Raw genomic sequence first — 21,245 nt, forward strand, 5'->3', positions numbered from 1 at the left:
AGTCTGTCAGGGCACGGGTCAGTGCGTGAACGCGTACGCGATGAGTGCCATCGTCACGATGAACCCGGCGAGGTAGTTGATCCAGAGGAACCGCTTCCACCCGGCGTTCGCGGACTCGGCGCCCGCGTCGGTGACGTTCCACCACGGCAGCACGTTGAGGGCGTACGGCACCACGACGATCGCGGCGATCGGACCAGGGAACGCCGAGAACAGCAGTGCGACACCGGCGACGAGGTACGCCACGAACGCCAGGCGCACGGTGGCGCGTGCACCGATGACGGTCGCCACGGAGCCGATCCCGCCGGCCCGGTCGGCGAGGACGTCCTGCACGGCACCGAACGCGTGCGACGCCACGCCCCACAGGAAGAACGCCACGCACACGGCGACGAGCTGCCCGGTCCAGTGCGGGCCGGCGAGCGCCAGGCCGTAGATCGCCGGCGACACGAAGTGGGTGCTCGACGTGAGCGAGTCGAGGAACGGCTTCTCCTTGAAGCGCAGCCCCGGTGCCGAGTAGGCGATGACGGCGAACACGCTGATCGCGAGGACGAGCCACGACCACGGCCCGTTGCCGGACACCGCGCCGAGCACGACGAGCGCGACCAGGAACGGCACGTTCGTGACGACGACGGCCCAGAGCGTGGTGCGGTGCACGCTCTTGTCGAGCAGGGCACCCTCGACCCCGCCCTTGCGCGGGTTCCGCAGGTCGGACTCGTAGTCGAAGACGTCGTTGATGCCGTACATCGCCAGGTTGTAGGGCACGAGGAAGTACACGACGCCGACGAGGAACGCGACGAGCGAGAACCCGCCGCCGCCCTCGACGCCGACCCCGCTGCCGAGCAGGTACGCGGCGCCGAACGGGTACGCGGTGTTCACCCAGCTGATCGGCCGGGACGACACGAACAGGGCGCGCAGGGTCGACGGCCTGGAGGCGGTGCTCGCGTTCATCGGGTCGGTTCCTCTTCGTGGGATGGCCGGGTGGGTCGGTCGAACAGGACCCACAGGCTGGGGAGCAGCACGATCGCGGCGATCGAGTACGCGAGGTCCTCGACCGGGATCGCCCCGATCTTCGCACCGCTGATGAGCGCCGGGTCGTACGCCACGATCCGCAGCGTCACGATGACGTTGTCGAACACGATCGTCATGACGAGCAGGGCGATGCCGGCGACGAGCCCGGTCACGAGGGCGATCCGCCGGCCGGTCGGTGCGCGGCGGCCCCGGGCACGAGCACGTCGTGCGGCGACGACCCCGGCGGCGACGGCGACCACCGCGACCGCGGCGAAGAACGGCAGCGCGAGCAGGGCGTACGCGCCGGAGCCGGTCACGATCGGCTCCGCTCGGCCCGCCGCAGGCCCCGCGCGACGAGGGGCTGCACGAAGCCGACCAGGTTCATGGTCGTGTAGCAGAGCAGCAGGAGGAAGAAGAGCTCCTCGAGCGGGACGTCCGGCGCGAGGAGGACCCCCGTCAGCAGGTTCTGCGGCCCGATGAAGAAGATGCCGAGGGCGACCCCGAGCACGTCCCACAGCAGGAAGAACGCGACGCCGACGACCATCACGGCCGCCGCACGCCACGGCGCCCGCCAGAAGAACAGATGGAGCCGGGCGTCGAGGACGGTCATGCCGACGAGCGACACCAGCAGCCCGGCGAGGTAGAGCCCGGGCATCAGTCAGTGGCGCCGGGCCGCCGGAGCGGTGCCGGGAGCGGTTCGGTGCTGGTGTCCCCGTGGATGCGCTTGAGGAGCACCTCGGCGCTGATCAGGCACATCGGCAGCCCGATGCCCGGGATCGTCGAGGCACCGGCGTAGTAGAGCCCGTCGACCTTCGCCGAGGCGTTCTTCTCGCGGAAGAACGCGCTCTGCTTGAGGGTGTGCGCCGGCCCGAGCATCGAGCCGCTCCAGGCGTTGTAGTCGTCGGCGAAGTCCCGGGGACCGATCGTCCGGCGGACCCGGATCCGGTCGCGGAGGTCCGGCACGCCGGCACGCTCGGCGACGACGTCGATGGCGCGGTCGGCGATCCGCTCGACCTCGTAGTCGCCGGCACCGTCGATGCCGCCCTTGCCGATCGACAGGTCGGCGGGCAGCGGCACGAGGATGAACAGGTTGCTCGATCCCCGCGGGGCGACCGAGGCGTCGGTCTCCGAGGGAGCGCAGACGTAGATCGACGCCGGGTCGGGGACGTGCCGGTCGGCGCCGAAGATCGCGCCGAAGTTCGCCTTCCAGTCCTCGGTGAACACCAGCGTGTGGTGCAGCAGCCCCGGCACGGGCCCGTCGACGCCGAGGTAGACGAGCACCGCGCTCGGCCCCGGGTCGCGCTTCGCCCAGTGCGCGGCGGGGTACGTGCGGTGCTCCGCGTCGAGCAGCTGCAGCTCGGTGTGCCGGAGGTCGGCGGCGCTCACCACGAGGTCGGCGGGCGCCGTGTGCTGCGCTCCCGCGCGGTCGCGGTGGACGACACCGGTGACGTGGCCGTCCTCGACGACGATCCGCTCGACCTTGGCGCCGGCGATGATCTTCGCGCCTTCACGGCGGGCGACGCGTTCGACGGCGGAGATGACCTCGGTGATGCCGCCCTTCGGGTAGAGCACCCCGTCGGCGAGGTCGAGGTGGCTCATGAGGTGGTACATGCTCGGCGCCGCGTACGGGCTCGTGCCGAGGAACACCGCCGGGTAGCCGAGGACCTGCCACAGGCGGCGGTCCTTGACCGCGGACTCGGCGAAGGTCGAGAGCGGCTCGATGAGGAGGCGCGCGAGCTTCGGGAGCCGTCGGAGGACGTCGGGGGCCGCGAGCTTCGTGAGGTCCTGGAAGGTCGTGTAGAGGAAGCGGCGGATCGCCATCGCGTAGGTGTCCTCGGACGAGGCCAGGTACTTCCGCATCCGTCTGCCGGCGCCCGGCTCGACGGACTCGAACAGGGCGATGTTCGCCTCCCTGTCGGCGCGGAGGTCGATCGGGTCGTCGTAGCCCTCGCTGTACACGCGGTACCCGGGGTCGAGCTTCTCGAGGTCGAGTTCGGCGTCGGCCGAGGTGCCGAGCAGCTGGAAGAAGTGGTCGAACACCTCGGGCATGAGGTACCAGGACGGACCGGTGTCGAACCGGAAGCCGTCCTGCTCCCACGACCCGGCGCGGCCGCCGAGCTGCCCGCGCTGCTCGAGCACGGTCACCGAGAAGCCGTCCCGCGCGAGCAGGGCGGCGGACGCGAGTCCGCTGATGCCGCCGCCGATGACGACGGCACGTCGGGCGGGCACCTTGCGCTTGGTCGTGGTGCCGGCATCCTTCGGACTGGAGGCGCGGGGCGGGGTCACGCCGTGCCTCCCGTCCGGTGGTGGGTCGCGCGCGACCGCAGCGGCGCACGTCCGGCGAGCACCTGCGCGGCCAGGCGGGCCTTCACCGGGTTCGGGACGCGCACCCGGGTGGTGACCAGGCGGTCGGCGGGCGTGGCGGCGATGCGGTCGTTGAGCTCCTGGAAGAGCGCGTGCGCGAGGCCGACGGCGTTCCGCGCGTCGGCCGGCAGCAGCCGGACGGTGCGGGCGGCCCGGTCGAGGTCGGACTGGACGTCGGCGACCAGTCGGTCCTTCGTCGCCTCGTCGAAGCTGCGGATGTCGACCCCCGGGAAGTAGGAGCGACCGAGCACCTCGAAGTCGGCGTGCAGGTCGCGCAGGAAGTTCACCTTCTGGAACGCGGCACCGAGCGCTCGGGCGCCGTCGACGAGCACGGTGCCGTCGAACGTCGGCCGGCCGGCGCGGTGGACGAACGCGCGCAGGCACATCAGGCCCACCACCTCGGCCGAGCCGTACACGTAGCGGTCGAAGGACTCCTGGTCGTGCTCGGTCCGCTCGAGGTCCATCCGCATCGAGGCGAAGAACGGCCGCGTGAGCTCCGGGCCGAACCCGGTGACCCGAGCGGTGCGGGCGAAGGCGTGCACCACCGGGTTGACGGAGAAGCCGAGCGCGATCGCCCGTTCGGTGTCGGCCTCGAGCTCGTCGAGGACCGTCCGGGCGAGGTCCTGGTCGAGTCCGGCCTCGGTCGCGGGCCCGTCGACGACCTCGTCGGCGACACGGACGAGGGCGTACACGTTGCGGATGTGCTCGCGCGTGTCCTTCGTGAGCAGCCGACTGGCGAGCCCGAAGGACGTCGAGTACCGGTCGATGACGACGCCCGACGCGGCCTCGGCCGTGGCGTCGTAGAGCGGGAGCCGGGTCGTGGGACGCGGCTCCGTTCGGCTGTGGCTCACCGGGCGCGCTCCACGAGTTCGGTCACGAGGGCCTCCAGGCGGTCGGCGAGGTCGTACGGCAGTCCGGCGAGCTCGGCACGGGCGAGTGCGGTGTGCTCGGCGATCCGCGATTCGGCGGCGGCCCGGGCGCCGCAGGTGACAAGGGTCGCACGGAGTTCGGCCGCGCGCTCCTCGCTGAGGTCCGGGTCGCCGAGGTACGGCGCGATGTCCGGCCAGCACTCGGTCGTCGCGGCGTGGGCGATCAGCATGGTGCGCTTGCCCTCGCGCAGGTCGCCGAGGACGGTCTTGCCGGTCGTGCCCTCGTCGCCGAAGACCCCCAGCAGGTCGTCGACGATCTGGTAGGCGATCCCGATCTCGCGGCCGAAGGCACCGAGCGCCTCGACGATCGGTTCGGCGGCGCCGGCCAGCACCGCACCGGACTGCAGTGGCGCCTCGAACGAGTACACGCTCGTCTTCGCTCGCTCCATCTGCAGGACCTCGTCCACCGTCGGCATCACCCCGAGGGCGAGGTCGACGTCGGTCATCTCGCCCGCGGCGCTGGCGAACACGGCCTCGTCGAGGAGTTCGAGCAGGCGGGCACGGCGGTCACCCGTGACGCCGGCCGACTCGATGAACCGGGGTGCGCCCGCGAGCGCCAGGTCGCCGGCGATGACCGCGGCGCTCATGCCGCGGTGCTCGGCGGTGGGCAGCGGCAGGCCGCCCGTCGTGCCGGTGTCGCGGAAGGACCCGGCGACGTTCGGCTGGCCGCGGCGCGACCAGTCGCGGTCGATGACGTCGTCGTGCACGACGAGCGCGGTGTGCAGCAGCTCGTACGCGGCACCGACGTGCGCGGCCGCGTGCAGGTCGTCGCCGCCGAGGCCGGTGTAGGCGGTGAGGACCATGCGCGGGCGGAAGCGCTTGCCGCCCATGCTCGCCTTGCGGAGCACCCGCCAGAGTTCCCCGGACGGTCGTCCGTACCGCTCGGCGCGCGCCGACGACACGGCGAAGAAGCGCTCGAGGCAGTCGTCGACGAGCGCGAGGTCGATGTGCGCCACGGTGGCCGCTTCCTCGCTCATTGGCCTAACCTATCGATGCAGATGACGACTTTCCCTGAATCCGTGGTGCTCCTGGCCGATGACCGTACCCCGATCGGTACGGCGGACAAGTTCACGGTGCACACCGACCACACGCCCCTCCACCTGGCCTTCTCGTGCCACGTGCGGAACACCGACGGCGACGTCCTGGTGACCCGTCGTGCGCTGTCCAAGAAGACGTGGCCCGGGGTGTGGACGAACACGTTCTGCGGCCACCCCGGTCCCGACGAGTCGTTCGAGGACGCGATCGCCCGACGGGCCTCGCGTGAACTCGGCATCACCGTCCGCGACGTCGAGCTCGTGCTGCCGGACTTCCGGTACCGCGCCGTCGACGCCTCCGGGATCGTCGAGAACGAGGTCTGCCCGGTCTTCCGCGCGGTCACCGACGACGTCCCGGCTCCGGCCGACGACGAGGTCGCCGAGTACGCCTGGGTCTCCGAGGCCGCGCTGCGGGAGTCGGTCGCCGGTGCGCCGTTCGCGTGGAGCCCGTGGCTCGGGTGGCAGCTCACCGAGCTCGCGACGGCCGGTCTGCACATCACCCGCTGACCCGCGCGCGCCCGCCCGCCCGCGATTGTCAGGGCGCGTCATCGACAATGGTCGGTATGACCACGACGGAACGCGATGTCGCACCGCGGGCCGGAGCCGACGCCGTGCTCGACGCACTCCGCGACGACCCGGTGATCGCCAGCGTGAAGGACGCCTCCGCGCTCGACGAGGTACTGGCCTCCGACCGGGGCGTCGTCTTCGTGCTCTACGGCAGCGTCCTCGACGTCGCGGACATCGTCGCCCGGGCGAAGGACGCCGGCAAGACCGTGCTCGTGGACGTCGACCTGCTCGACGGCTTCGCTGCCCGGGACGTCGTCGTGACGTGGATCGCCGAGCACACCCGAGCGGACGGCGTGCTCTCCACCAAGTCGAACCTCGTCCGGGCCGCCAAGCGCGCCGGGCTCGTCGCCGTGCAGCGCTTCTTCCTCGTCGACTCGTTCTCGTACCACCAGCTCCCTCGCGTGGTCGAGCAGGCCGGACCCGACGCGATCGAGATCCTGCCCGGGTGCATGCCGCGCGTGATCACCTGGCTCCGGGACGACACCGCCGTGCCGGTCATCGCCGGCGGCCTGGTGTGCGACAAGGCCGACGTGATGGCCGCCCTCGGTGCCGGAGCGGTCGCGGTCGCGTCGTCGAACCGCGACGTCTGGGGCATGTGAGCGTTCGTTCACTTGGCTCCGCCGACTCGACGGAGTAGGGTCGGCCGTCGGTCACGGGTGTGGCCACGAGGCTGCGCACCGCGGCCGACGGACCAGCAGAAGGGCAGGTGAGGCGCGATGTCGGGTGACCATCCTCGATCGGGCCGGCCGCCCCTGACGGTCGTCGCCGTGCCCGTTCGCTGAGCAACCCCTCCCCCGGAGCACTCCGGGGTCACTTCGCGCCTGCCTGCTCCCGAGAGGAGCACGCACATGGCACTGATCGACAACGCGATCTACGTCGAGGGACGTCGCGTCGGGTCACCGTCGACCCTGTCGCTCGCCACCGGGGGCGACCTCGCCTGGATCGGGCTCTTCCGCCCGGACGACACCGAGCTCGAGGCCGTCGCGACCGAGTTCGACCTGCACGAGAACGCGGTGGAGGACGCCCGCAAGGGACACCAGCGCGCGAAGCTCGAGCGGTACGGCGACACGCTCTTCCTGGTGCTCCGGCCGGCGTGGTTCGACGCCACGGCCGAGACCGTCGAGTTCGGTGAGGTGCACCTGTTCGTCGGCGACCGGTTCGTGGTGAGCGTCCGGCACGCCGAGCGTCCCGACCTGGCGGCGCTCCGTGCCCGGGTCGAGGCCGACCCGGAGTTCCTCGCCCGGGGCTCCGAGGCCGTCACCGCCGCCGTCCTCGACGAGGTCGTCGACGGCTACGCCCCCGTGGTCGAGATCCTGCAGGACCACGTCGACGCCATCGAGGACCAGCTGTTCGCCGGGCAGGTCGACCCCGGCGTCTCGAAGCGGATCTACCAGCTCCTCAGCGAGGTCCTGGCCTTCCAGCGCGCCACGAAGCCGGTGCCCGCGATGGTGAAGGGGCTGCTCCGCGGCGCCGACAAGTACGGCGTCGACGACGAGGTCCAGCACCGCCTGCGGAACGTGCTCGACCACGCACTGCGGGTCACCGAGCGGGTGGACTCGTTCCGGGCCCTGCTCGAGAACGCCCTGACGCTGCACGCGACCCTGGTGTCGCAGGAGCAGAACGAGGCGATGCGCCGCATGACGAGCGCCAGCCTCGCGCAGGGCGAGGAGAGCCGCCAGCTCGCACGCGCCGCGCACCGGCAGGGCGAGGAGGTCAAGAAGATCTCCTCGTGGGCGGCGATCCTCTTCGCCCCGGGACTCATCGCGGGGGTCTACGGGATGAACTTCGACCACATGCCCGAGCTCCACTGGCGGTACGGCTACCCGGTCGCGATCCTCGGGATGCTCGCCCTGATGGGCGTGCTCTGGGCGATCTTCCGCAAGCGCAACTGGCTCTAGACGGCCGCAGCGACGGACGGTCGCAGCGACGGACGGGAGGCGCGGTGCCAGCTGGCATCGCGCCTCCCGTCCTCCGAGCGGTCGCGTCGCACCCGTCAGCCGACGATGGCCGCCGTCCGCCGGTAGACCTCGTCGGTGTGCGCCGTCACGTCCGCGTGCACGGCACGCAGCGCGTCGTACACCGCCGCGGCCGACGGGTCCGGCGTGAACCGGTCCCGCTCGACGACCATCGCCGCGGCCGCAGCCTCGAACGACGGGTGCACCCCGGTCGCGACCGCCGCGCAGATCGCCGCCCCGCGCCCCGCAGCGCTGTCACCCACCACACGGATGGTCGGCGCCTGGAACACGTCCGACATGATCTGCATCATCAGGTCGGACGACGAGCCACCGCCGGATACGACCACCCGGCGGTACGCCGTCCCGAGCTCGGCGGCCATGGCATCCCCGCGGTCGCGCATCGTCATCGCGATGCCCTCGAGGATCGACCGGTACACGTGCGCCCGGCCCTGCCGTCCGTCGAACCCGAGGATCGAGCCCTTCCGGAACGTCGCGTCGGCCGGCGCGAGCCAGTCCAGGACGGTCAGCAGCCCGTCCGAGCCCGCGGGGACGTCGGCGGCCTCGCGGCCCAGTCGGTCCTCGGCGCGCTCGCCCGCCGCGTCGGCCGCTGCCGCGAAATCAGGCCCGAGCAGGTCGCGGAACCAGCTCACGGTCCACATGCCGCGACGGATGCCGCCGGACTCGTAGAGGTAGCGGCCCGGCTCCGAGCCGAAGTTCGTCCAGAAGTCGGACGCCCCGTCGATGTTCCGCTCGCCGACCGACATGCCCGCGATGTAGGTGCCGAGTGACACGAGGAGCGTCGTCGGGTCGAGGAGTCCGCAGCCGAGGGCCTCCACGGCCTTGTCGTTGGCCGTCGCGACCACCGGCAGGCCGACCGGGAGGCCCGTGGCTGCCGCGGCCTCGGCAGTGACGGTGCCGAGGACCGCGCCCGGCGCGACGAGCTCGAACAGCTGGTCGCGGCGCATGCCGGTCGCGGCATACGACGCTTCGTCCTCGCTCCACCGCCAGGTGTCGGTGTCGATCGGCCAGACTCCTTGGTAGTTCGCCGCGGTGTCCCGGAAGGCGCCGGTGAGCCGGTGCGTGACGTACCCGGAGGACGTCGTGACGTACGCCACGTCGTCCTGCTCGGCGACGAAGGGCGCGCCGACGCGGGCGTCCATCCAGCTCAGGACCGGCTGGGCGAGCGACCCGTCGGCGCGGAGCACCGCCCGGCAGAACCGGATCGTGCAGAGACCGACGCCGACGATCTCGGACGGGTCGCCCGGGAACGCCTCCATCGCGATCCGGCACGCCGCCGCGATCGAGTCCCAGAGGTCGTCGTCCGGGTGCTCGACCACCCCAGGGGCCGGCGTGTGGTTCGGCCGCAGCGGCACACGCCCCTCGGCGACGACCCCGCCCCGCTCGTCGAAGACCGTGACCTTCGACGACTGCGAGCCGTTGTCGATGCCGACGAGGTACCTGGTCATGCGCCGGTGCGCCCGCTCGTCACGCGACCGAACGTCGTGTCGGGGTCGGCCGCGGCCGGCTGGATCGCGCCCGGCTCCGGGAAGATCGTGCCCTTGTTCATGATGCCCTTCGGGTCGAACTGCGCCTTGAGTCCCTGCATGATCGCGAACGCCGAGCCGTGCTCCTCCTCGACCCAGGGGGTGCGGTACTTGCCGACACCGTGGTGGTGGACCATCGAGCCACCGTGGCGCAGCGCCTCCTCGACGATGATCGCGTTGAGGGGGATGTGGTACTTCTCGATCTCCTCCTCGGGCGAGCAGTCGATGCGGTAGTCGTACACGAAGTACATGTTCGTGCCGGTCTGGTAGCTGTGCGACGAGTGGCCGCCGAGCATCGTCAGGTCGCCGGCGTACGGGTACTCCTCGCGGATGCGGCGCATCACCGCGTCGTACACGTCGCCGACGGCCGACCAGTCCGCCGAGACCTCGGTCGTGTAGCCGAGCTGCCCGTCGCGCAGCATGACGGCCTTCTCGGCGTCGATCTTGTCCTGGCCCCAGTTGAGGTTGTCGAACCACGCCTCGATGAGCGCGGGGTCGACCTGCTCGTGCGGGTGCTGGGCGAGGACGCGCTGGATCTCCTCCGAGGTCGCACGGACGATGCCGGCGGGCCCCTCGGCGACGAAGACCACGACGCACTTGTCCTTCGAGAAGTGCGAGAAGTGCTGGTTGGCGTCCTCCGGTGAGTACAGGCGCACGACCGAGGGGTGGAAGCCGTTCGTGATGACCTCGCGCAGGATCGCGATGCCCGTCCGCATGTCGTCGACGAGCGCACCGTGGAACTCGTTGTTCTCCGGCTGGTACCTGAAGAGCTTGACCGTGACCTCGGTGATGACGCAGAGCGCACCCTCGTTGCCGATGACCACGTGGCGGATGTCCGGGCCGGCCGAGCGGCGCGGGACGGCCTTGATGCGACGGACCTTCCCGCCGGGGAACACGGCCTCGAGCCCGACGACCATGTCCTCGATCGCGCCGTACAGGGTGGAGAACTGCCCGATCGAACGGGTCGCGACGAGGCCGCCGTACTGGGCGAGCGGCTTGGACTGCGGCGAGTGGCCGGTGGTGAGGCCCTGCAGGCGGAGCTCGTCCTCGAGGCGCTGGAGCGGCACACCGGCCTGCACCGTGACCTGCATGTTCTCCGGGTCGATCTTCAGGACGGCGTCCATCCGCGAGCAGTCGAGCACGATCGTGTCGACGACGCTCGTCTCGAGGCCGCCCTCGGTGCCGGTGCGACCGGTGCGCGGGACGATGTTGACGAGGTTGTCGTCCGCGAACGCCAGGATCGCGGCAACGTCCTCGGTGGACTCGGCGTTGACGATCGCGACGGGGGTCGGGGCGTCGTGGATGCCGTGCACGGACTGGTACTTCTTGAACCGGTCGACGCTGGCGTCCTTGAGGTGCTGCTCGTCCGTGTCGATCTGTTCGGGGCGGACGATGCCGGCGAGACGCTGCAGGATCTCGGCCCGGTCGAGGGTGGCGATCGAGTCGATCATGGTGGTGAGCCCTTCGTTGGTGTGTTTCGTTGCTCTGGTCTGGTGGTCTGTTCCCAGGAGGCGCGTGGCGGCGCCGTCACGCGCCTCCTGTCCGTCGTCAGCGGACGAGGTACCCGCCGTCGACGGTGAGGGTGTGGCCGTTCACGTAGTCGGATGCGTGCGAGGCGAGGAAGACCGTCGCGCCCATGAGGTCTGCGACGTCGCCCCAGCGTCCGGCCGGGATGTGGTCGAGCACGCGCTGGTTCGTCTCCGGGTCCGACCGGGTCTGCTCGGTGATCTTCGTGGCGAAGTACCCGGGCGCGATCGCGTTCACCTGCACGTTGTGCTGCGCCAGCTCGTCGCAGTACGCCTTCGTGAAGCCGACGATCCCGTGCTTGGTGGCGGCGTACGCGGGCGACCACTGTCCGCCGAGGAACGCGAACAGCGACGCGATGTTGATGATCTTGCCCGCGCCCTGCGCGACGAAGTGCTTCGCGACGGCGTGCCCGAGGGCGAACGGCGCGGTGAGGTTCACGGCGATCATCGGGTCCCACTTCGCGCGGTCGAACGCCTCGACGTCGTCGAGCAGGCAGATGCCCGCCGAGTTGACGAGCACGTCGACCCCGCCGAGCCGCTCCGTGCACGTGTCGACGATGCGCGTCGGGGCGTCGGCGGCGGTGAGGTCGACCTCGAGGAACGCGTACCGACGTCCCTCGCCCTCGACGAGCGCCCGGGTGGTGCCGTCGTCGTCGACCACGCTCGGCACGAACACGTCGGCGCCGGCCTAGGCGAGGGCGAGCGAGAACGCCTGGCCGAGGCCCGAGTTGCCGCCGGTGACGATCGCACGCTTGCCGGCGAGCGAGAACAGGTCCATCGAGAAGTCGCGGATGTCCATGGGGTGAGGGGTCCTTTCGAGGTGGGTCAGGCGGCGACGACGACGTCGGGCGCCGGGCGGTTCCGCAGTTCGCGTGCACGGACGCGCATGGTGAGGGTGGTGAGCAGGAAGCCGAGGACGGCGGCGCCGAGGAGGACGGCGAACATGGTCGTGTAGCCGCCGCCCTGCGAGGGCACGCCGTTCGCCGGGTCGCCGACCCACCACGCGCCGAGGGCGGGGAGGAAGGCGTCCGGCAGGTAGGCGATGCCCGAGGCGAGCCCGATCACACCGCCACGCTGGGCGAGCGGGACCTCGACCTCGCCGACCTGCGCCCAGTAGATGCCGCGCGAGGTGAACACCGCGAGGCACATCACGATCATGAGCACGACGGCGATCCACACGAGGGCGGGGTCGTGCGGCAGGAGCAGGAAGCCCACGGCGCTGATCGCCGCGACGACGAACGCCCACCGGAGGAACGCCGGCGACGACTTCGTCCACCGGTCGACGAGCACGCCGCCGACCGGGCCGCCGACGATCTGGAACACGTACGTGCGGACGACGCCGATCGCCCCGAGGAGCACGACGGGCACCGCGAAGCCGTCCTGCAGCAGCGGCGTGAGGTAGCCGAGCAGCGTGTAGAAGCAGTACATCGCCATGATCGAGAAGCCGATGAGCCAGGTGTACTTGTTGCGGGCGGCGGCCCCGAGCTCCCGGAGCGACACGGCCTGCCGTCCGACCTGGCCGAGGGCGTCCCGGTCCGTGCGGACGACCACCAGGACGAGCACGGCGAACACCAGGCAGAGCACGCCGTAGATGCGCATCACCCAGAGGACCCCGCCCGTGTCGGCGATCGCGGCGGCGACGATGGCGGCGCCGACGAAGCCCACGACGGTCGACGTGATGCCGCGGACACCCTCGAGCCAGCCGAAGAGCTTGCCCTGCTCGTCGGCGGTCCCGAGCATCGAGACGAGCTTCACGAGCGACGACCAGTACAGCCCCATGCCGAGGACGGCCATGAGCACGTGGGCGACCACGATGCCGGTCTCACCGGGCACCGTCGACAGCCCGAGGTCGACGACCCCCATCCCCGCGAGCGCGATCACGATGAGCGCCTTCGGTGAGAAGCGGTCGGCGAACCAGCCGCCGCAGAAGTACATGAGCACGGCGACGGCGCCGAAGACCGACGTGATCTCGCCGTAGCGCTGGATGGTGAGGTCGAGCGCGTGCGCGGTGTCCGCGAGGAACACGAACCGGATGTACGCGACCTGGAAGATCACGCCGCCGGTCATCGACAGGACGATGAAGCTCGTCAGTCTGCGGGCCTTGGTCAAGACCACTCCTTCGTGGTGGATGGGGTTCGGTGGACGCAAAAAAGAGAACAGCGACACCCCAGCGCTGGTGCGCTGCGGGTGTCGCTGTTCTCTGAGGTCTGGAGCGACTGCCGTCCTCGGGCGGACGGCCGATCTGCAGTTGTGCGTTCCGGTACGGGCAATATGCCGGATACGACGTGAACCGCACCCCACCGGATCGGGAAACGACAACTCAGGTGGCGTGGATGCCGGAGACGTGCATAATGATCTGGCTCGGAATGTGAACGTGCACATGGGCGTGCCACGGCCCCGGGCAGGAAACGAGTAGCAATGGCGTCGACGCGGGCACAGCAACCGCGGTCGCCCAGCATCCGCGACGTCGCGCGGGTTGCCGGTGTGTCCCACCAGACGGTGTCTCGGGTGCTCAACAACTCGGACGCGATCCGGGCCGAGACCCGCGACCGTGTCCTCGCGGCGATGGAGCAGCTGCAGTACCGTCCGAACCGTGCCGCACGGGCACTGGTCACCAGCCGGACGCGGACGATCGGTGTGCTCACCGCGCAGCGCTCGCACTACGGGCCGGCGGTGACGATGCAGGCGATCGAGGACGCCGCGGTCAGCCGCGGGTACTCCGTGACGACGGCGAACATCGCCGAGCCGACCGACACCGCCGTCCGCGACGGCCTCGGGCACCTGCTCGACCAGGACGTCGAGGGGATCGTGGTCATCGCGCCGCAGCAGCGGGTGTTCGACCTCATCGAGGAGCTCGGGATCCGGACGCCGTACGTCACGATGCGCTCGAGCGTCGGCGAGGACCCGACCGCACTCTGGGTCGACCAGATGGAGGGCGCCCGGCTCGCGACGGCGCACCTGCTCGACCTCGGGCACGAGTACGTCCGGCACATCGCCGGACCGCAGGACTGGATCGAGGCGGACGCCCGGATGCAGGGCTTCCTGCGCGAGATGTCCGACCGCGACATGCCCGTCGTCCCGCCGATCCTGGGCGACTGGTCCGCCGACTTCGGGTACCACGCCGGCCGCGAGCTCCTGCGCTGGCGGGACTGCACCGCGATCTTCTGCTCGAACGACGCGATGGCGCTCGGGGTGGTGCACGCCGCGCGCTCGTACGGCCTCGACGTGCCCGGGGACCTGTCGGTGGTCGGCTACGACGACATCCCCGAGGCGAAGCACTTCTGGCCGCCGCTCACGACCGTGCAGGTGGACTTCGCCGAACTCGGCCGACGGTGCGTGGACCTGCTCCTGCCCGGCGACGACGACGCCGTCCTCCGGCCGATCGACATCGTGCCCCAGCTCGTGGTGCGCGGCTCCACGGGCGCCCCGCGCAAGCGCTGAGCGCCGCGCGGCCGCGCCGTGCCGCCCTTCGTGAGCAGAAATGGTCGGGTCGGGCAACGCGACCCGACCATTTCTGCTCACGAAGCGTGGCGGGGCGCGCCCGTGCGGGGCGGGCGCGCGCGTGCGGGGCGGGCGCGGCCCCGCGCGGTGGGCGCGCGCGTGCGCGGACGGGAGGCGAGGCGCGGCGCCGACCCGCGCCTCCAGGCCGTCATCGACCCACCCGGGTACCCCAACGCGGGGGACGTGCGGTGCCCGGTTCCGCCAGATCACGCGGCCCGTTACACAAACGCGACCAAACCGAATTGACAGGCGCGCCGATCGCGTGCGTAGTATTACCTCCGTTCCGCCGATGTGAACGGTCACATGACCGTCACGACGCGGGACTCCGGACGCGACAACGAAGTCCACACAGGCCTCCTGTGCCCTTCGTCGCCGCTCGCAGAACCACCCGAAGGACTGCCGCATCGCAGCGGCAGAAGGAGATGCACCGTGGCGTCAACCCCGATCGACACCGGCCTCGAGACCCGGTCGATCACCGCACCCGAGACGATCCTCGAGATGCGCTCGATCACCAAGGAGTTCCCTGGTGTGAAGGCGCTGTCCGACGTCTCGCTCAGCGTCCGTGCCGGCGAGATCCACGCGATCTGCGGCGAGAACGGCGCCGGCAAGTCGACCCTCATGAAGGTCCTGTCCGGCGTCTACCCGTACGGCACCTACGACGGCGAGATCGTCTTCGAGGGCGAAGAGGTCCGGTTCAAGGACATCAAGCAGTCCGAGCAGTCCGGCATCGTGATCATCCACCAGGAGCTCGCGCTGATCCCGGAGCTCTCGATCACCGAGAACCTGTTCCTCGGCAACGAGCCGGGCAAGTTCGGCGTCATCGACTGGACGAGCGCCCAGCTCCGCGCACAGGACCTGCTCGCCCGCGTCGGCCTCGCCGACGACCCGGACACGCAGATCAAGAACATCGGCGTCGGCAAGCAGCAGCTCGTCGAGATCGCCAAGGCCCTGCACAAGGACGTCAAGCTCCTCATCCTCGACGAGCCGACCGCGGCGCTCAACGAGAACGACTCGCAGCACCTCCTCGACCTCATCGTCGGGCTGAAGGCCAAGGGCATCTCGAGCATCATCATCAGCCACAAGCTGAACGAGATCGAGCAGATCGCCGACGAGATCACGATCATCCGCGACGGCAAGACCATCGAGACGCTGAACGTCAAGGGCGACGGCGTCAACGAGGACCGCATCATCCGCGGCATGGTCGGCCGCTCGCTCGAGAGCCGCTTCCCGGACCGCACCCCGAAGATCGGTGAGACGTTCTTCGAGGTCCGCGACTGGACCGTCCAGCACCCGCTCGACTCCTCGCGCCTGGTCTGCAAGGGCTCGAACTTCCACGTGAAGCGCGGCGAGATCGTCGGCTTCGCGGGTCTGATGGGCGCCGGCCGCACCGAGCTCGCGATGAGCATCTTCGGCCGCTCCTACGGCACCTGGCTCGGCGGGCAGATCATCAAGGACGGCGAGGAGATCAAGGTCACCAACGTCCAGCAGGCGATCGAGCACGGCATCGGCTACGTCTCCGAGGACCGCAAGGCGCTCGGCCTCAACCTGCTCGACACGGTCAAGCGATCGACCGTCGCGGCCGACCTGCAGAAGATCTCGAAGGCCGGCGTCGTGGACTCCCTCGAGGAGTACAACGTCGCCGAGAAGTACCGGAAGCTGCTCCGCACGAAGGTGCCGACCGTCGAGGAGAACGTCGGCAAGCTCTCCGGCGGCAACCAGCAGAAGGTCGTCCTGTCGAAGTGGATGTTCACCGACCCGGACATCCTCATCCTCGACGAACCGACCCGCGGCATCGACGTGGGCGCCAAGTTCGAGATCTACGGCATCATCCAGCAGCTCGCAGCCGAGGGGAAGGGCATCATCCTCATCTCCTCCGAGCTCCCCGAACTCCTCGGCCTCTCCGACCGGATCTACACGATCTTCGAGGGCCAGATCACGGCCGACATCCCCTCGGAACAGGCCGATCCAGAAACGCTCATGCGCAGCATGACCTCCGCGCGGAAGGGCGCTCTCGTCTCATGAAGAACCTGAAACTGCTGTTCGGCAAGGGCAACAGCATCGGCCAGTACGGCATGATCATCGCGTTGATCGCGATCGTGATCTTCTTCTCGATCACGACCAAGGGCCTGATCCTCGAGCCGACGAACGTCATCAACCTGTTCCTGCAGTACTCCTACATCCTCATCCTCGCGCTGGGGATGGTGATGGTGATCATCGCCGGCCACATCGACCTGTCGGTCGGTTCGGTCGCGGCGTTCGTCGGCATCATCGTCGCGCAGTCGATGTCCGTGTGGCACTGGCCGGCATGGGCCGCGATCATCCTCGGCCTGGCCGTCGGCGCCCTCGTCGGTGCCTGGCAGGGCTTCTGGGTGGCGTTCGTCCGGGTCCCCGCGTTCATCGTGACGCTCGCCGGTCAGCTCATCTTCCGCGGTGCGAACCAGATCATCGGCCAGTCGACCTCGGTGCCGACCCCGGACTCGTACAACGCCATCGGCGCCGGCTACCTCGGCGACTTCGGCCCGGACTTCGGGTACTCGAACGGCACGCTGCTCATCGGTCTGGCCACGATCATCGCCCTGATCGTCATCGAGGCCCGCGGCCGCTCCCGCCGCAAGAAGATGCAGGCCGAGGTCCCGCCGCTGTGGGTGTCGATCGTCCGCACGGGCGTCCTCGTCGCCGTCACGCTCGTCGCGACCTACCTGTTCGGCGCCGGCCCCGTCGGTACCTCGATCCCGATCGTCGCGATCATCCTCGGTGTCCTCACGATCATCTACGGCTTCATCACGAAGAACACGATCTTCGGTCGCCAGGTCTACGCGGTCGGCGGCAACGCGAGCGCCGCGGTGCTCTCCGGTGTCAGCGCCCGCAAGGTCAACTTCTTCGTCATGGCGAACATGTCCGTGCTCGCCGCGGTCGCCGGCATGGTGTTCGTCGGCTACTCGAACGCCTCGGGTCCGGCTGACGGCACCGGCTGGGAGCTCGACGCGATCGCCGCCGTGTTCGTCGGTGGCGCCGCGGTCGCGGGTGGCATCGGCACGATCTCCGGGTCGATCATCGGTGGCCTCGTGATGGCGCTCCTGTCGAACGGCCTCCAGCTCATGGGCATCGAGTCGAACAAGGTGCAGATCATCCGTGGTCTCGTCCTCCTCGTCGCGGTCGCCTTCGACGTCTACTCGAAGTCCCAGGGCCGCCCGTCGCTCATCGGCGGCATGATGCGGCAGTTCCAGAAGAAGGACACCGAGCAGAACACGGTGGCAGCCCAGCAGCCGCAGTCCATCCAGGACCAGCCGGACAAGGTCAACACCCAGTAAAGACGTGGCGCCCCGGGCTCCCGGGGCGCTCGAACCCCTCACCACAGCACCACCCCTCAACGAAGAGAAAGCACTCACATGCGCAAGAAGCTCATCGCCGGCATCGGCCTGGCGCTCGTCGCGGGCCTCGCCCTCAGCGGCTGCTCGGCTCGCGGCACCTCCGGCTCGGACTCGGGCTCGAGCACCGAGATCAAGAAGGGCGACCTCATCGGTGTCGCCCTGCCGGCCAAGACCTCGCAGAACTGGGTGCTCGCGGGCGCCGCGTTCGAGAAGTCGATCGAGGACGCCGGCTTCAAGGCCGACATCCAGTACGCCAACGCCGGCAACCCCGTCCCGGACCAGCAGTCGCAGATCTCGGGCATGGTCACCAAGGGCGCCAAGGTCGTCATCATCGGTGCCGCCGACGGTTCGCAGCTCGGCTCGCAGGTCAAGGCCGCCAAGGCGAAGGGCGTCACCGTCATCGCCTGGGACCGCAACATCCTGAACACCAAGAACGTCGACTACTACGTGGCGTTCAACAACTACAAGGTCGGCCAGCTGCAGGCGCAGGCACTCCTCGACGGCCTCAAGGCCGAGAAGGGTGACGGCCCCTACAACATCGAGCTCTTCGCCGGTTCGGCGGACGACGCGAACGCCACCGTGTTCTTCAACGGTGCGATGAACGTCCTCGAGCCGAAGATCAAGGACGGCACCGTCAAGGTCACGTCCGGCCAGGAGACCTTCCAGAAGGTCCAGACCAAGGGCTGGCTCGCGCAGAACGCCCAGTCCCGCATGACGGACCTCCTGTCGCAGTACTACTCGGGTGACACCAAGCTCGACGGCGTCCTGTCGCCGAACGACACCCTCGCCCGTGCGATCCTGACCGCGACGAAGGCCGCCGGCAAGCCGAACCCGGTCGTCACCGGCCAGGACTCGGAGACCGCCTCGATCCCGCTCATCATGCAGGGCACGCAGTACTCGACGATCTACAAGAACACCACCGAAGAGGCGCAGGCCGCCATCGACCTGGTGTCCGACCTCTCGAAGGGCAACAAGCCCGACACCAAGATCGACAAGACGAACAACTACAACGGCGTCAAGACGGTCCCGGCGATCGAGCTCACCCCGGTCCTCGTGACCAAGGAGAACGCGGTCGAGGCCTACAAGGGCAACGACACCCTCGAGGCACTCGCCAAGAAGGGCTGATCTCCCCGATCACACGACGACGGCCCCGTCTCGCTCCGGCGAGACGGGGCCGTCCCGCGTTCGCGGCGGGGGCACGGTCGGACGGGAGGCGCGGGCCGGGGCCGACCCGCGCCTCCCGTCCGTCACTGCGTCAGGTCCACCGCCCCTGCCGCGCCCCGACGGTCACCGCGCGCTGCGTGCGCGGCGCGCAGGCGGTGGACCGCCTCGCAGAGCGAGGGCACGTCCACCCGGGCCGTCCCGAACACGACGGCCGGCGTCGTGTCGAAGTACCGCCGGGTGAGGCGTTCGCCGAGGAGCGACACCCGCGACCACGGGATGCTCGGCTCGGTCGACGTCACCGCGCTCGGGAGCATCCGGACCGCCTCGCCGATCTCGACCAGTCGCATCCGGACCGCGTCGTACACGAGGCCCTCCGGCAGTGCGTCGTCGTCGACGTACGCACGGATCACCCCGCAGGCACGGATCACGTCGTCGAGCCGGTCCCCGACGTCGCGGCTCACAGCGGCACCGCGTCCCGGACGGCGTCGGCGCCCATGCCGGCGGCGTCCACGACGTCCACCCGCACGCCGAGGAGCTGCTCCGCCTCGTCCTGGATCCGCATGAGTGCGAAGATGCCGAGTCCGGGATCGAGGTCCACCATCAGGTCGACGTCGCTCGCCGGGCCGTCCTCGCCCCGGGCCACGCTGCCGAAGAGCCGGGGGTTGCGGCCACCGAGGCGCTGCACGATCGCGACGAGTTCCCGCCGTGCGGCCATCACCCGTTCGCGGAGGGGCGGCGGTTCCTCGACGGGGTGCAGGTCGATCGCGGCCGTGAACCCCGCTGCGAGCAGGAGCCGCTGCAGTGCGGCGAGGGACGGCTCGCGGCGTCCGTTCTCGTAGGTGCTGATGACGCTCTGCGTGACGCCGGCGCGGTCGGCGAGCTGCACCTGGGTGAGTTCGGCGCGGAGGCGGGCGTCCCGGATGAGCCCGGCTGCCGACACTGGCGGCGCGGGTCGTGGGAGTACTGCGGACATGCGGCCACGATACACAGAATGCGACATTTCTTTACGCACATCCTGCGGTTCGGAGTGCCGCGTCCAGGAGATTGCGACGGGCGATATCGCGGGCCGCGTTATGCCGAATACAAGTTTTTCCATTCGACGTCCGCTTTGCTTGTACGATCACGCCATGGACGTCGTGCGAGGCCTCGAGTTACTCGAGACAGTTGTGCCCGACCTGGACCTCTCCGTCCGTGCGACCTCGTCACGGACCGCCACTCTGACGTCTCGGCAGGGACTCCGCCACGTGCTCATCCGGGCGCTCGACACCCCTCCGACCCCGGCGCGCGTGATGCGTGAGCTGGGCACTCTCGGCCGAGGCGCGATGGCGGCTGAAGCGCTGCTGTACGTCGTTCCACGATCGACCGCCTCCCTCCGCGCGATCGCGCTCGCTGACCCGCGGGTGATCGTCGCGGCCGTCGACCAAGGTGCCGTACTGATCGACGGCACCGAGTGGTCGCGGACGCCCGTTCCGGCCCCGGTGCGTGGCTCACGCGGCCGCACGCCCTGGGGACGGTTCGCGCTGATGCGAGCGCTCGTGCGCACCGGCGCTCCGCGAACACAGTCCGAACTCGCGAGCGAGACGGGCGTCACCCAGCAGGCGATCGCGCTCGCCCTGCCCGCGTTGCACAGCCTCGGCGTGGAGCGAACGGCCGGAGGATGGGTCGGTCGTGATGCCTCAGCACTGTGGGACGAGTTCCTGTCGGCGTACCCGGGCCCGTCGGGGGTACGCCGACGCTGGACGAGCGTGGCCGCGCTCGACCTCCAGCGGCAGCGGGCAGTCGAGGCAGCGCGCTCCGAGTCACGTCCGGTGCTCGTCTCCGGCGACTCGGCCGCCGACACCCTCGCGCCGGTTCGTCGCCCGGTCGTCGCGGTCCTCTACAGCGAGGCCGACCTCGACCTCGCGGCACGCTTCACCACGGCACCACCCGGTGACGAGACGCTCGCGGTGGTCGTCCCCGCAGATCCCACCGTCTTCGCGACCGCTCGAGCCTGGGACCCGCACGGCGCACCGACGCTCACGGATCCGCTGGTCACGGCATGGGAGGTCGCCAACTCCCGGGGTCCCGACCGCGACGACGCGGTCTTGGCACTGCGCCGCGTCACGCTCGACGGGCGGGACGAACGGTGATCCGTGTGAGAGTGGTGGTCCCGTGCACCTCGGTCGCCGACGAACTCGCTTTCGCCTCGCTCGGTGACGCAGTACGCGCGATCGCCGATCGCAGCGCCGCGCGCATCGTCGGAGGCCACATGGTCGGACTGCTCCTGACAGCGTTCCCGGTCGACG

The 21,245-nt window shown here is 70.0% G+C and carries 20 protein-coding genes; 8 read left to right on the forward strand and 12 right to left on the reverse strand.

Features of this window, described 5'->3' with window-relative positions:
• Positions 1 to 18 precede the first annotated feature (18 nt).
• Genes BM028_RS04220 through BM028_RS04245 form a run of 6 tightly spaced genes read right to left on the reverse strand, consistent with a single transcriptional unit; the run spans position 19 to position 5,275 of the window.
• The gene (locus BM028_RS04220) at positions 19 to 945 is read right to left on the reverse strand and encodes a prenyltransferase (RefSeq protein ID WP_070417104.1); all 927 of its coding nucleotides are present in this window, start codon (positions 943 to 945) and stop codon (positions 19 to 21) included.
• Positions 942 to 1,322 carry a lycopene cyclase domain-containing protein gene (locus BM028_RS04225; RefSeq protein ID WP_071294389.1) on the reverse strand — a complete coding sequence of 127 codons (381 nt, stop codon included), beginning with the start codon at positions 1,320 to 1,322 and terminating at the stop codon, positions 942 to 944. Before BM028_RS04225 ends, BM028_RS04220 begins: the two co-directional genes overlap by 4 nt.
• Positions 1,319 to 1,660 carry a lycopene cyclase domain-containing protein gene (locus BM028_RS04230; RefSeq protein WP_070417106.1) on the reverse strand — a complete coding sequence of 114 codons (342 nt, stop codon included), beginning with the start codon at positions 1,658 to 1,660 and terminating at the stop codon, positions 1,319 to 1,321. The genes BM028_RS04225 and BM028_RS04230 overlap by 4 nt, the downstream gene beginning before the upstream one ends.
• Positions 1,660 to 3,291 (reverse strand): phytoene desaturase family protein, encoded by a 1,632-nt coding sequence (gene crtI / locus BM028_RS04235; protein WP_083295095.1) that lies wholly within the window; start codon positions 3,289 to 3,291, stop codon positions 1,660 to 1,662. The genes BM028_RS04230 and crtI overlap by 1 nt, the downstream gene beginning before the upstream one ends.
• Positions 3,288 to 4,220, reverse strand: coding sequence for a phytoene/squalene synthase family protein (locus tag BM028_RS04240; RefSeq protein ID WP_092384720.1), 933 nt, complete (start codon positions 4,218 to 4,220; stop codon positions 3,288 to 3,290). The genes crtI and BM028_RS04240 overlap by 4 nt, the downstream gene beginning before the upstream one ends.
• On the reverse strand, positions 4,217 to 5,275 hold the full coding sequence (locus BM028_RS04245) for a polyprenyl synthetase family protein (protein ID WP_071303425.1): 1,059 nt from the start codon (positions 5,273 to 5,275) through the stop codon (positions 4,217 to 4,219). Before BM028_RS04245 ends, BM028_RS04240 begins: the two co-directional genes overlap by 4 nt.
• A gap of 21 nt (positions 5,276 to 5,296) precedes the next feature.
• Here BM028_RS04245 and idi point away from each other — a divergent pair, with 21 nt between their 5' ends.
• The 3 genes from idi to BM028_RS04260 all read left to right on the forward strand — a co-directional run bounded on the left by idi (position 5,297) and on the right by BM028_RS04260 (position 7,797).
• The gene (idi, locus tag BM028_RS04250; protein WP_070417109.1) at positions 5,297 to 5,839 is read left to right on the forward strand and encodes an isopentenyl-diphosphate Delta-isomerase; all 543 of its coding nucleotides are present in this window, start codon (positions 5,297 to 5,299) and stop codon (positions 5,837 to 5,839) included.
• 56 nt (positions 5,840 to 5,895) lie between these two features.
• Entirely contained in the window at positions 5,896 to 6,498 is a 603-nt protein-coding gene (locus tag BM028_RS04255) for a glycerol-3-phosphate responsive antiterminator (RefSeq protein ID WP_071294384.1), read from the forward strand.
• A 249-nt stretch (positions 6,499 to 6,747) separates the two neighbouring features.
• On the forward strand, positions 6,748 to 7,797 hold the full coding sequence (locus tag BM028_RS04260) for a magnesium and cobalt transport protein CorA (RefSeq protein WP_092384722.1): 1,050 nt from the start codon (positions 6,748 to 6,750) through the stop codon (positions 7,795 to 7,797).
• A 95-nt stretch (positions 7,798 to 7,892) separates the two neighbouring features.
• On the opposite strand, the gene BM028_RS04265 is transcribed toward BM028_RS04260, so the two are convergent.
• The 4 genes from BM028_RS04265 to BM028_RS04280 all read right to left on the reverse strand — a co-directional run bounded on the left by BM028_RS04265 (position 7,893) and on the right by BM028_RS04280 (position 13,033).
• A complete protein-coding gene (locus BM028_RS04265) occupies positions 7,893 to 9,320 on the reverse strand; it encodes an FGGY-family carbohydrate kinase (RefSeq protein ID WP_092384724.1) in 1,428 nt (475 codons plus the stop codon).
• The gene (locus BM028_RS04270) at positions 9,317 to 10,849 is read right to left on the reverse strand and encodes an FAD-binding oxidoreductase (RefSeq protein WP_092384726.1); all 1,533 of its coding nucleotides are present in this window, start codon (positions 10,847 to 10,849) and stop codon (positions 9,317 to 9,319) included. Before BM028_RS04270 ends, BM028_RS04265 begins: the two co-directional genes overlap by 4 nt.
• Positions 10,850 to 10,946: 97 nt before the next feature.
• The gene (locus BM028_RS04275) at positions 10,947 to 11,600 is read right to left on the reverse strand and encodes an SDR family oxidoreductase (protein ID WP_254789386.1); all 654 of its coding nucleotides are present in this window, start codon (positions 11,598 to 11,600) and stop codon (positions 10,947 to 10,949) included.
• Positions 11,601 to 11,749: 149 nt separating this feature from the next.
• Entirely contained in the window at positions 11,750 to 13,033 is a 1,284-nt protein-coding gene (locus BM028_RS04280) for an MFS transporter (protein WP_175495982.1), read from the reverse strand.
• Between the two features lie 309 nt (positions 13,034 to 13,342).
• Between BM028_RS04280 and BM028_RS04285 the strand changes: the two genes are divergently transcribed.
• The 4 genes from BM028_RS04285 to BM028_RS04300 all read left to right on the forward strand — a co-directional run bounded on the left by BM028_RS04285 (position 13,343) and on the right by BM028_RS04300 (position 18,921).
• A complete protein-coding gene (locus BM028_RS04285) occupies positions 13,343 to 14,365 on the forward strand; it encodes a LacI family DNA-binding transcriptional regulator (RefSeq protein ID WP_070417111.1) in 1,023 nt (340 codons plus the stop codon).
• A 558-nt stretch (positions 14,366 to 14,923) separates the two neighbouring features.
• Positions 14,924 to 16,447 (forward strand): multiple monosaccharide ABC transporter ATP-binding protein, encoded by a 1,524-nt coding sequence (gene mmsA, locus BM028_RS04290; protein WP_175473765.1) that lies wholly within the window; start codon positions 14,924 to 14,926, stop codon positions 16,445 to 16,447.
• Positions 16,444 to 17,736, forward strand: coding sequence for a multiple monosaccharide ABC transporter permease (mmsB, locus tag BM028_RS04295; protein WP_070417112.1), 1,293 nt, complete (start codon positions 16,444 to 16,446; stop codon positions 17,734 to 17,736). Before mmsA ends, mmsB begins: the two co-directional genes overlap by 4 nt.
• Before the next feature lie 78 nt (positions 17,737 to 17,814).
• Positions 17,815 to 18,921: a substrate-binding domain-containing protein gene (locus tag BM028_RS04300; protein WP_070417113.1), complete on the forward strand. Its 1,107-nt coding sequence runs from the start codon at positions 17,815 to 17,817 to the stop codon at positions 18,919 to 18,921.
• A gap of 122 nt (positions 18,922 to 19,043) precedes the next feature.
• On the opposite strand, the gene BM028_RS04305 is transcribed toward BM028_RS04300, so the two are convergent.
• On the reverse strand, positions 19,044 to 19,421 hold the full coding sequence (locus BM028_RS04305; protein ID WP_070417114.1) for a HepT-like ribonuclease domain-containing protein: 378 nt from the start codon (positions 19,419 to 19,421) through the stop codon (positions 19,044 to 19,046).
• Entirely contained in the window at positions 19,418 to 19,933 is a 516-nt protein-coding gene (locus BM028_RS04310; protein WP_083403123.1) for an XRE family transcriptional regulator, read from the reverse strand. The genes BM028_RS04305 and BM028_RS04310 overlap by 4 nt, the downstream gene beginning before the upstream one ends.
• Between BM028_RS04310 and BM028_RS04315 the strand changes: the two genes are divergently transcribed.
• Positions 19,932 to 21,089, forward strand: coding sequence for a hypothetical protein (locus BM028_RS04315; RefSeq protein ID WP_139219742.1), 1,158 nt, complete (start codon positions 19,932 to 19,934; stop codon positions 21,087 to 21,089). The genes BM028_RS04310 and BM028_RS04315 overlap by 2 nt on opposite strands.
• Positions 21,090 to 21,245 lie beyond the last annotated feature (156 nt).

Origin of the sequence: Curtobacterium sp. YR515, assembly GCF_900113095.1 — a bacterium.
Classification (GTDB): Bacteria; Actinomycetota; Actinomycetes; order Actinomycetales; family Microbacteriaceae; genus Curtobacterium.

Excerpts from the sequence above, each read along its gene's own strand:
- BM028_RS04270 (WP_092384726.1), bottom strand. The coding sequence starts at position 10,849 with ATGATCGACTCGATCGCCACCCTCGACCGGGCCGAGATCCTGCAGCGT.
- BM028_RS04300 (WP_070417113.1), top strand. The coding sequence starts at position 17,815 with ATGCGCAAGAAGCTCATCGCCGGCATCGGCCTGGCGCTCGTCGCGGGC.
- BM028_RS04265 (WP_092384724.1), bottom strand. The coding sequence starts at position 9,320 with ATGACCAGGTACCTCGTCGGCATCGACAACGGCTCGCAGTCGTCGAAG.
- BM028_RS04245 (WP_071303425.1), bottom strand. The coding sequence starts at position 5,275 with ATGAGCGAGGAAGCGGCCACCGTGGCGCACATCGACCTCGCGCTCGTC.
- BM028_RS04220 (WP_070417104.1), bottom strand. The coding sequence starts at position 945 with ATGAACGCGAGCACCGCCTCCAGGCCGTCGACCCTGCGCGCCCTGTTC.
- BM028_RS04260 (WP_092384722.1), top strand. The coding sequence starts at position 6,748 with ATGGCACTGATCGACAACGCGATCTACGTCGAGGGACGTCGCGTCGGG.
- BM028_RS04255 (WP_071294384.1), top strand. The coding sequence starts at position 5,896 with ATGACCACGACGGAACGCGATGTCGCACCGCGGGCCGGAGCCGACGCC.
- BM028_RS04315 (WP_139219742.1), top strand. The coding sequence starts at position 19,932 with ATGCGGCCACGATACACAGAATGCGACATTTCTTTACGCACATCCTGC.
- BM028_RS04230 (WP_070417106.1), bottom strand. The coding sequence starts at position 1,660 with ATGCCCGGGCTCTACCTCGCCGGGCTGCTGGTGTCGCTCGTCGGCATG.
- mmsA (WP_175473765.1), top strand. The coding sequence starts at position 14,924 with ATGCGCTCGATCACCAAGGAGTTCCCTGGTGTGAAGGCGCTGTCCGAC.
- BM028_RS04285 (WP_070417111.1), top strand. The coding sequence starts at position 13,343 with ATGGCGTCGACGCGGGCACAGCAACCGCGGTCGCCCAGCATCCGCGAC.
- mmsB (WP_070417112.1), top strand. The coding sequence starts at position 16,444 with ATGAAGAACCTGAAACTGCTGTTCGGCAAGGGCAACAGCATCGGCCAG.
- BM028_RS04310 (WP_083403123.1), bottom strand. The coding sequence starts at position 19,933 with ATGTCCGCAGTACTCCCACGACCCGCGCCGCCAGTGTCGGCAGCCGGG.
- idi (WP_070417109.1), top strand. The coding sequence starts at position 5,297 with ATGACGACTTTCCCTGAATCCGTGGTGCTCCTGGCCGATGACCGTACC.